This is a genomic window from uncultured Fluviicola sp. (genome assembly GCF_902168135.1).
Taxonomy (GTDB): Bacteria; Bacteroidota; Bacteroidia; order Flavobacteriales_D; family Crocinitomicaceae; genus Fluviicola.
Genome location: NZ_CABHOL010000011.1, coordinates 21,491 through 31,313 on the forward strand (window position 1 = coordinate 21,491; position 9,823 = coordinate 31,313).

5 protein-coding genes and 1 other RNA gene are annotated in these 9,823 nt (G+C 38.5%); 3 read left to right on the forward strand and 3 right to left on the reverse strand.

What is annotated here, in order from left to right; all coding sequences use genetic code 11:
* The first annotated feature begins 213 nt into the window (after nucleotides 1-213).
* Nucleotides 214-617: a transfer-messenger RNA gene (gene ssrA, locus QZT69_RS02230) on the forward strand.
* A gap of 363 nt (nucleotides 618-980) precedes the next feature.
* Here the strand turns inward: ssrA and rsgA are convergent.
* Complete coding sequence (gene rsgA / locus QZT69_RS02235; protein WP_294670106.1) at nucleotides 981-2,033, reverse strand: ribosome small subunit-dependent GTPase A; 1,053 nt, start codon at nucleotides 2,031-2,033, stop codon at nucleotides 981-983.
* 561 nt (nucleotides 2,034-2,594) lie between these two features.
* On the opposite strand from rsgA, the gene QZT69_RS02240 reads away from it, so the two are divergent.
* Nucleotides 2,595-4,430, forward strand: a complete 1,836-nt coding sequence (locus tag QZT69_RS02240; protein ID WP_294670108.1) for an adenylate/guanylate cyclase domain-containing protein — start codon at nucleotides 2,595-2,597, stop codon at nucleotides 4,428-4,430.
* A 332-nt stretch (nucleotides 4,431-4,762) separates the two neighbouring features.
* On the forward strand, nucleotides 4,763-5,491 hold the full coding sequence (locus tag QZT69_RS02245) for a DUF6000 family protein (RefSeq protein ID WP_294670110.1): 729 nt from the start codon (nucleotides 4,763-4,765) through the stop codon (nucleotides 5,489-5,491).
* Between the two features lie 102 nt (nucleotides 5,492-5,593).
* Here the strand turns inward: QZT69_RS02245 and QZT69_RS02250 are convergent, their stop codons facing one another.
* Together QZT69_RS02250 and QZT69_RS02255 are read right to left on the reverse strand one after the other, a co-directional pair.
* The gene (locus QZT69_RS02250; protein ID WP_294670112.1) at nucleotides 5,594-8,152 is read right to left on the reverse strand and encodes a T9SS type A sorting domain-containing protein; all 2,559 of its coding nucleotides are present in this window, start codon (nucleotides 8,150-8,152) and stop codon (nucleotides 5,594-5,596) included.
* 477 nt (nucleotides 8,153-8,629) lie between these two features.
* Complete coding sequence (locus QZT69_RS02255) at nucleotides 8,630-9,607, reverse strand: GlxA family transcriptional regulator (protein ID WP_288835558.1); 978 nt, start codon at nucleotides 9,605-9,607, stop codon at nucleotides 8,630-8,632.
* Nucleotides 9,608-9,823 lie beyond the last annotated feature (216 nt).

Sequence of the window (9,823 nt, forward strand, 5' to 3'; positions counted from 1 at the left end):
AAAAAGTTGAGATACAGTTCATGCAAAAATTCTCTTTATGTATTCCGTTTTTGCGAAGGAAAAGGGAACACCTCCGGATGTATCTGTAAAAGAATATCAGCGAAACCTTTGTTCAAATCGGTTGGAAGATTTGCACAGCCATGATTTCGTTAACAAAAGCAAAGATGTGCGGTTGTAATAGGGATCTTTTCGTATATTTGTTCGTTACAAACTGGGGTCGACATTGGATTTGACAGCGATTGAGATTTCGGTGGGAAGCATGCAGAGCGTTGCAGTGAAGCTCTTAAATATCTTGCTGCGAACAATAATTGACAATACGTCATACGCACTTGCTGCTTAATTCATTAGATGAATTCGGCTTAATCCAGTGGAAGATATAGTACACGGACAAGTTTCTCCTCTACCGGCTCTGATTTTCGGCTAGTAGGCTCAGGAGAATCATTTTAGAAAATCTGGCACCGAGTGAGCTTCGCACAAGGTGTGAGATCTTAGAAGCTAAGGTTGGATCTTGGGTGTTTTTGTCCGAATCCAGCTCGAAAACCAATCAAAAAATAAGCATGTAGAAGACATTCGGAACCATTGTTTGGACGAGGGTTCGAACCCCTCCGACTCCACAAAAAGAAAAAGAGCGTTACGTGAGTGACGCTTTTTCTTTTTGTCCCTCTTCTCTCACACTTCACACTCACACTTGGTTGTAGCTCTTTTTCTTTCAGTGTGAGCGTGAGAAACTGAGTGTGGAATTGTGGTTCGAAGATGCAATTATGTCTCCTCCCTGCGAGGGAGGATTAAGGAGGGTGGCAAACACCAATCTTCTACAGATGTCGATTTCATTCGATTTCCCGAAATTTAATATGGTTCAATTCCCTTTTGCTCGAAAAGCGTTGTATTTCAGATTTTACCTTCTATGGAGATTGATATACTTTTTTTCGCTTAATACAGGTGTTCCACCTGTTGAAACACCTGTATTTAAAATACTGAAACTAACGTTTTTTCATTCTCTTAGCCTCATTTGAAATTTTGGCAAAAGACTTAGCTTTTTTACGTTTTTCATATTCTGAAACCGAAAAATGCCAGGATTCTTTTCGTAATTTGAGGTAACTGTTGTATACTTCCGGTTCTAAAAGCCCGCTATTTACAGCTTCGATAACTACGCATCCAGGCTCTTCGACATGCGTACAGTTCTTAAAACGGCAGGATCCTGAAAAATCAGAAATATCGAACATATCTGCTAATACCTCAGGATTATCCGAGGCTAAACCAAATTCTCTTACACCCGGTGTATCTATTAAAATGCCACCGCCATCCATCAGCTCTATTTCTCTTCGGGTCGAGGTATGTTTCCCTTTCCCGGAGGATTTGCTTATTTCAGATGTTGAAAATACTGTCCGTTCACACAGCGCATTGATTAATGAACTTTTTCCAACCCCTGAGGATCCCACAAATACGATCGATTCTCCCTGGCTGACAAATTTTCTGACAGGAAGGATTGTTTCGGGAAAAAGAATGCTTGTGAAAAACACCGGCATCCGGTCAAGGATATGTTTCAACGATTCATCTACCAGATGACGATTGAATTCCAAATCAGATTTAGTAAGTATCAATACCGGCTGTATATCTTCTTCCAATACCTGAAACATAAAGCGCTCCGTTCGTCGAACACTGAAATTGGCGTCAAGACTTTGTACAATAAATACTTTATCGATATGGGATGCAATAGCCTGTCTGTCAGATACTGTTCCGCTCTTTCTCCGGTACAGCGTATGTTTACGTGGTAAAATATCAACAATGATTCCTTTACCATCGTCAAAGGGTTGAAAGATAATCCAATCGCCTGTACAAGGAAGTTCAAACGATGACTTTCCATAAAGCACATTACCACTTAGTTCACACAATAGCACGCCACTCTCGGCGATGACTTCATAATTGGTTTTGTTTACTGCGGAAATACGGACATGAAAAAGATGTTTGTATTGTGAAGTTTGCTTTAATTGGAACAAATTATTGTTCCAACCATATAATGATAAGTTATTCACTACCTAATAATTTAATATGATGAAATAAAATTGCTTAATTCTCTATCATCCGAATGGTTTGTAATATATAAATCACCCCAGGTAATATTGGAATTACCAAGCTGGTGACTTAAGAAACAAAACACCCGGAATCAGGCAATGATTCCAACCGCTGAACTATTGTATGTGAATACTTGTTTTTGCATAGAATACAAAGTTACAAAAACTATTCAATCTTCAGGCTTTTTCCTTTTTGCAGCGCGAGAACTGAGAGTGAGAGAAGAGAGAGGAATTCCGGTTCGAAGCTTCAATTCTGTTTCTTCTCCGCCGCGGCGGAAGGAAGGATCAAGGTCTAATGACTCAGACGAGTGTCAGACTCCGTCAGAGAGGAATGAGGAGGAGGATATCCCCAAATCTTCCGCAAGCATTGATTTCATTCGGTTTCCTGAAATTGATAGCGGTTCGATTCTCTTTTGTACGGAAGGCGAATTTTTCGGATTTTTGGTGATCTACAATTCGATTAGACCAAATGTTGGCTTGTCTTTTTCAAACTTTAGCTAACTTCGTTCATACTGTAAACTGATGATAACACGTATATTAATTACATGCGCTATTGCCTCCGCTTTCCCGCTTTTGTGCCCGGCGCAAAAACAGGGAGAGGCACTGATTGATTCGCTTCAGGCAGAATTGCCAATGATGAAAGAGGATACAAATAAGGTTACAATGCTTGGAGATATCGCCTTTAACTACCTTTACAGCGACCCGGAAAAATCATTGAAATACGCAAACGAATGCCTGGATCTGGCAATAAAATTAAACTGGCCCAAAGGAATTGGGAAGGCCCAAAACACTATTGGTACTTACTACAAATTTGAGTCGAATTATACGGCAGCGCTCAAACATTATTACAAAGCCCTTAACGTTTTTGAGAAGAACCACATGATGAAGGAAGCTTCCATTCTTCACATGAATATCGGAACTGTCTACCGCCCGCTCGAAGAATATCAAATGGCACTTGACCAGTACGATAAAGCATTGAAAATTGCACGAAAGAACAAGGATAAAAAAACCGAAGCCCAGGTTCTAGGAAATAAGGGGGTTATTTATTTTGAAACGAAACAATTCGAAAAACAACAGCTTGTCAGCCTCGAAGCCCTGAAATTATTCAGGGAATTAGGAGACAGAAACAATGAAGCCTGGATTCTTTCTAATCTTGGAGACGGATATGCCGAAAGTAAAGACTTTAAGAACGGAATCCGTGCGCATGAAACGTCGATTAACATTTATGAAGAACTAAACAATCAGGCTTTCAAAGCAACCAGCTTACTCAGTTTGGGACAAATGTATTCTGAACTGGCCAAATCAGAACCGGAAACAAGTGAATCCAGAAAAGAACTTCTGAAAAAAGCAATTCGTAATCTGAAAGAAGCAGAAGACATTCTGGACAAGCTGAACGACCTGGATTATTTGAAGGAAGTTTACCTTGCTGAAACAAACGTTTACGAGTTACTCAACAACCATTCACTGGCACTCGACGCGTTTAAAAAATATGCGTCCATCCAGAGAAAGCTAAATAAAAAAGAAACCAGGGAGCAAGTTGCAGATTTGGAAAAAAAGCGTGAAACAGAAGTACACAGACGGGAAGTTGAGATTGAACAATTAAAGAAACGAACAGAATTCATCTATTTAGTCGGTGGAATTATATTATTGCTTGTGGTTATCGGTTTTATTGTTTCCAACAATCTCAGACAACGTAAATTGAACGGACTCCTTACCGTTGAAAAACAAAAATCAGAAGATTTACTTCACAATATTTTACCCGAAGAAGTGGCTTCCGAACTCAAAATGAAAGGATCTGCTGATGCACAATTATTCAATAATGTCACGGTTCTTTTTACAGATTTTGTTGGATTCACAACAATTGCGGAACAAATGTCGCCAAAAGAATTGGTCGCTGAAATTGATGAGTGCTTTAGAGAATTTGACCGGATCATGGACAAATTTGGAGTGGAAAAGATCAAAACCATTGGAGATGCATACATGGCTGCCGGAGGTTTGCCAATTGAAAATACGACTCATGCCATCGATGTTCTAAATGCGGCCATTGAAATTAAGAACTTCATAAATGAACTTGCAATAAAAAAAGAAGCAAACGGATTAGTGCCATTTCGAATTCGTATTGGCATACACTCAGGACCTGTAGTAGCTGGAATTGTTGGAGTGAAAAAATTCGCCTATGATATTTGGGGAGACACGGTAAATACTGCTTCAAGAATGGAAAGTAGTGGTGAGGAAGGCAAGATTAATATCTCTGGTGAAACCTACGAATTGGTCAAAGAACACATAAGTTGCTCATACAGAGGGAAAATTCCCGCAAAAAACAAAGGAGAGATTCATATGTATTTCGTGGAAGAATAATATGTTTGCTTAAAACTGGTGTCAAATCAACTAGTTGAATGATACTTATTCTTTTTGTCTCAATGCTCACCACTCCCTATTTCCGGGCTTTTTCCCTTCAGTGTGAGTGTGAGGACTGAGTGTGGAATCCCGGTTCGAATATGAGATTAGGCTTCCTCCTTTGGAGAGCCTGTCCCGACAATTCGGGAAGGAATGAGGAGGAGGATAAAACTAAATCTTCTGTAAGCCTCGATCTCATTCAGTTTCCCGGAATTTAATGTGGTTCGATTCCGGTTTGCTTGGAAGGCGTTGTAATTTGGTATTTTTGTTAGCATTATACTGTAGGTCAAAACATGAAAAAAGAAAACTTAACCGACATACAACTTCATTCGGTTGGTGCGATTGTACAGCATAAAAGTCCATTTGAAGATTTGGTTTCTTATGTAAATGAGATTGAAATTTCACAGGCGTTTAGAGAAGAATGGGTTATCCCGTTTTATTTTGAGCTTAATAATCAATCTGATGCATGGATAGAAAAGATGATCGAATTGAAGCCTCGGATAACCGAAAACACAATTCTTCAAAATTTAGGGGATTTTGATTGGAGAACACGATCAACAGGAAGTTATTTTGCTAGTATAAAAAAGGCTATTCACTTTGAAAAAATTATCGGGACTCATTTATTGAAAAGTGAGATTTGTTACGCAGGTTCTGGATATGCAAGAACTCTTGCTTCGTTTAATACGGAATATTCAGTCTATTACTTGAATCTTTATTTGGAATACTATTTAACAAAACCGGAACTATATTTTGATCAAGTTTCTGTAATAACTGCGCTTAAATATTTGGACGAGATTAATAATACGCACCATACTGAGAAACACCTGAAAAATTGGGAGGATTTAATAAGTTGGCGCAACGAAAAACAAATTATCAATCTAAAGAGTCTAAAAGAAATGATTCCGGATCAAAGTGAGGAAATAGAAAAACAAATTCAGGAAATAAAACCTATAAATACAGATATTCCTATGACAGATTTTCATAAATCGATCGAATCACTTAATAGAATAGTAAACGGGTAATTATCGGCTCCATTTCCGTTCGCCCTTCTCCACAAAAAAACGAGAATGAAAAATCATTCTCGTTTTATATCATTCTCTGGTATTTATTGTATCAACAGATTACTACTGCTTTATAATTTTCATCGTTTCAGAGCCATCCAAATTTAAAAAATACAATCCTTTGGGTAAATCTTTCATGGATAACTGACTTCCATCCGTAATCACGTCCGTGAGTAACAATACTCCTGTTGATGAGTATATTTTTAATTCATGTTGGTCAATATTGGTTAGTTTAAAAGTGATAGTGTTATCTGTTGGATTTGGATATATGATGAAACCTGATTGTTCTTTTTCAACAAGGCTTAAATCGTCTGTGTGAATGCATGGAATATCATTTGTGAAAGTTGTTGTTACTGTATTTGTAAGAATCGGGCTATTGTAATCGAAGTATATATTCACTTCATTGCTTACAATTGAATTGACAGCCATCCCTTCTCTGGGTAAAACTTTGAAAATAACATATCCATTGCTGCCAACCGGATCCGAAGCGCTATCAGGAAGATGAATGTTACGGAAATTGAATTGGATTTCTCTTCCGCCCATATAATTCACTGAAAGTTCAGGATGACTCTTTGTCATTACCTGCAATGTTGAAAGATCCAAATCCGCATCCATCATATCGATAATGTTCACATGTATTGCCTCCGAGTTTCCGGTATTTTGGAAGCGAACGGTATAAGTCAATTCTTCTCCCATGTAGACATAATCATCACACAGACCTGCAGGAAACACTTTTTTATCATTTGGATCATAACTTGCAAGAATAGGTTCACAGACTACCTTCTCATTATTTAAGGTATCCGAATCTCCAATGAATGGAGTAGCTTGAACTAAAAAGCAAACTGTATCTCCTGTAATAGCAGTTTGGCTGGTAGTCGCAAATACAGTCGCCATAAAATGAGATGAATCACTATTTCCATAAGCCAAATCCCATAAAAGTGTATCTCCGATGATATTGGTTGGTGTCACAGAAGATGAGTCATACTGTGTAAGAGGATCAAGTACCAACATAACTGTACCAGTGGCCTGTTGACAACCAGAGTTAGCGGCATCCAACCAAATCATTGCCGGCTGTCCCTGGACAAAAGTACTCGTCACCAAGTGAACATCCAGATCAATAGATGATCCGGTTACTGGTCCATTGATATAAACACCATTTGTATCCACACAACCATTGGCATCTGTCACTTTAACAAAATACAATCCACAAGTGTCTGTAATCAGATTCGAGCCATTTGTCTGCGGATTCGTGAGCCATGTATAAGAGTATGGAGGTGTTCCATAAACACCGCTAGCCGTAACTCCTCCAGATGTTGAACAGGTAGCATTTATTGGAGAAGACAAATCTGTACCCAGCTGTGAGCATGGCAACTCACCCAAAATGGCCATGTAAGTTGCTATATTCGTGTTATGAGACAGTTGAACGGTATTTGGCCCGGGATCAATATCGACATTACCAGAAAAGGACCCGATAAAGAAATAATTGTTGTTTTGATCAAGCTCCAAATCACCAATATACAAATTGTTACTGCCAAGAAATTCCTCATGCCAAAGAACATTCGCATTACTATCCAATTTCTCTATATAAAGAAGACTATTAATCATGAATGGTGGTTCAATCAATATCAAACCACTGCTGGGGTCAATATCTGTTCTTGAGTCCACTTGTCCAAATAAGATCAGTTGGTCTGACTGCATTTTTAGTCCTGGGGCTTCGTTATAGCCTAGCCCCTGAATAGCTTTTGTCCATACCTGATTACCTAATGAGTCCAGTTTCATGAGGTAACCGTCTGAATAATTTGGTGACTGTGGTATAAATTCGATTATGTTGGGAACTCCTCCGGGATTGAAGTCCATGGTAGATTGGAATGAACCTGTTATATACCTGTTCTTTTCAGAATCTACCACACATACTCCATTAGCTTCGATGTCGGGTCCCTCAATTGTATGGTGCCATTTATGATTTCCAGAGCGGTCCATAACATGGGTAAACATGTCATAGTAAGAAGAGGTGTCAATATCTGTTCCTGTACTCATATCAAAATCCATAATCCCTATATATCGTCCGGTTATGGTAATTTCGCCGACTGCATCCAAAGTCATGTAACTAGGGTTTATAGCTCCAGTGCTTTCGTATGGTTTAGCCCATAATAAATTGAAGTCAGGATCGTATTTTGCAACGTAATAACCATTATTACCGCCAGGAGCGGATTCGTGTACCATGAATGTTCCGGGACCCGGATCAACATCTGTCGAATCAGCATAAAAACCCAGTGTATAGAAATTTTGATCCTCATCTATTTGCATTTTTTGTATCCCATCCACTGCATTCGCTCCCCATGATTTGATCCATTCGAAATTACCATTAGGATCCAATTTATGAACATAAGAATCTGCATAGGATACAACGGGAGTAACGCTATTCTGCGAATTTTGCGGATCATAAAACAAGGTAGCCTCGTGATAGCCATAGTTATAAACACTTCCTGTCGAATCAACAACAAAACCATAGTTCCACATAAACCCGTTGGCCCCGAAAGAATTAGCCCAAACAAAATTGTTCAGAGAGTCAAGCTTCACCACATAGACTGTTGCCCCAGAATTGTTACTTATAGAATTCATTTGGTAAACCCCGGGACCAGGATCAAAATCTTGGGTGCCGGAAAAGGATCCACGGATGAATTTATTATTATGCCTGTCAATGAATACTTCATGAGCATTAGCTGCAATATTGCTATTATTTGAATCTCCTATCTTCGAAGACCAAACGTATTGTAGGTCCTGAGAATTAGAAAAAAGTGAGATTAAAAAAAAAAAAGGTAATATTAATTTGTTCATACAGATTTTCAATAAATGATTTAAAGGGCCAAAATTCTCCGACTAGATTGCAAAATCAGTGCAAGTTACACAGAATTCTTGAAAGCATTCATCGGTAGTTGGATGCTTTTTGTACTTCAATAATCGCTCTCACAACTTGTACCGATACTGCTTGTGAAGAGCGAGAGTACAAACCAAAATCTTTCGCAGAAACTGAGTGAAATCAGTTTCCTGAAATTTAGACCGGTTCAATTTTTTGTAAAAATCAAATCAAACTAAAAATCACACCTCATTCGAAACCCTTGCAAACTTATTTCTATATTCAATCGGAGTAAGCCCTGTAATCTTTTTGAACGTATCTCTGAATGCTTTTGTATCGGTATAACCTACATCAAACATGATTTCTGACACATTCTTCCTGGATGCCTCAAAAAAAGTTTTGGCAGCTTCGATTCGGACTCTTTGTATATATTCTATGGATGTATTATTCGTAGCTTCTTTAAACCTTCTTTCAAACGTTCTGCGGCCTGTATTAATCAAACTTGCCAATGTTTCTATTGTTATCTTATCACAATAGTTTTTTTCAATGTAATCCTGTACTTTTTGAATTTCAGGATCACCGTGATTTCTTTGTCCCCTGAATATGGCGAATTGGGATTGACTGTCTCTTCCAATATCCAATGCAAAATATTTTGAAATCATTACTGCCGTTTCTCTGTCGGAAAACTTTTCGACCAGGTATAAAATTAAATTCCATAAACTGCTTGCTCCGCCACTGCTATAAATATTTTCATGTTCCGTTATTATGGCCCCGTCTTCTACTTCCACATCCGGATATCTTTCTTTAAATTCAGTAATATGCGCCCAATGAGTAGAACATTTCTTGCCATTGAGCAACCCCGTTTCAGCTAAAAGAAAAGCACCGATACACAAACTGGCAAGACTTGCTCCTCCCTCGTATAACTTTTTAAAATAAGGTATTGCTTCTGCATTAGCCTGTATTCCCCTAAGGGTATCGCCAAATGTTGGAGGTATGATCAATAAGTCTGTCTCAGCTACATCCCGGAGCAGCCTGTTTGTTTTGATCGTGTATTCCCCGTTATTTGCGGGCACATATTCAGTTAAGCCAACGTATTCGACCTCAAAAACGGGCTTTTTACCAAATGTTGTCAAAAATTCGTTGGCAGTATGAAAAGTTCTGAATGGAGGTGTAACGGCTTCGATTACCCCATACTCAGGCACAAATACTGAAATTCGCATAGCACTAAAAATTTTGAGTCGAAAGATAACTATGTTTTGTCATAATTCACCCTTAAAGTTGTCATTTTCACAATAGACCCGATTTAACATCCCATCGTAATTTTGAATTATAAAACTTTAAAAAAATAACAATGACTCAAATTACAAGAATTACGGTAGAAGCAGCGTTAAGTGCTCCTGTAACAAAAGTCTGGGAAGCATGGAATACACCAGAAG